Raw genomic sequence first — 890 nt, forward strand, 5'->3', positions numbered from 1 at the left:
CCTCCAAATCCGCCTCCGCCCCCGCCCCCGCTTCTGTGCGCCCTCCTCGGAAGGAAGCCTCATGATCCGCTTCGAGGATGTCTCGGTGACGTACGACGGCGTCGCGCAGCCGACCATCAGCGGGGTGGAACTCACCGTCCCCGAAGGCGAGCTGGTGCTGCTCGTCGGCCCGTCCGGAGTCGGCAAGTCGACCCTGCTCGGCACGGTCAGCGGACTCGTCCCGCACTTCACGGGCGGCACCCTGCGCGGCCGGGTCACGGTCGCGGGGCGTGACACCCGTACGCACAAACCGCGTGAACTCGCCGATGTGGTCGGCACCGTGGGCCAGGACCCGCTCTCGCACTTCGTCACGGACACCGTCGAGGACGAGCTCGCGTACGGCATGGAGTCCCTGGGCCTCGCGCCCGACGTGATGCGCCGCCGCGTCGAGGAGACCCTCGACCTGCTCGGCCTCGCGGACCTGCGCGACCGCCCGATCGCCACGCTGTCGGGCGGCCAGCAGCAGCGGGTCGCGATCGGCTCGGTCCTCACTCCGCACCCGCGGGTCCTGGTGCTCGACGAGCCGACGTCGGCACTGGATCCGGCGGCCGCGGAAGAGGTGCTCGCGGTGCTGCAGCGCCTGGTGCACGATCTGGGCACGACGGTCCTGATGGCCGAGCACCGCCTGGAAAGGGTGGTGCAGTACGCGGACCAGGTGGTGCTCCTGCCCGGTCCGGGCCAGGCCCCGGTGCTCGGCTCGCCCGCCGAGATCATGGCCGTGTCCCCGGTCTTCCCCCCGGTGGTGGGCCTCGGCCGCCTCACGAACTGGTCCCCGCTGCCGCTGACGGTGCGCGATGCACGGCGCCGGGCGGCCTCGCTGCGGGAGCGGCTGGCGGGGGTGGCGGTGCCGC

Annotated in this window: 1 protein-coding gene; it reads left to right on the top strand. The window is 73.1% G+C overall.

Translation table 11 applies throughout. The features are described 5' to 3' along the window. Positions 1-61: 61 nt before the first annotated feature. Positions 62-890, top strand: an 829-nt coding sequence (locus G6045_RS40665; RefSeq protein ID WP_165337270.1) for an ABC transporter ATP-binding protein, incomplete at its 3' end; no start/stop codon positions are given.

The organism is Streptomyces mesophilus, assembly GCF_011044995.1.
GTDB classification, from domain to species: domain Bacteria; phylum Actinomycetota; class Actinomycetes; order Streptomycetales; family Streptomycetaceae; genus Streptomyces; species Streptomyces mesophilus.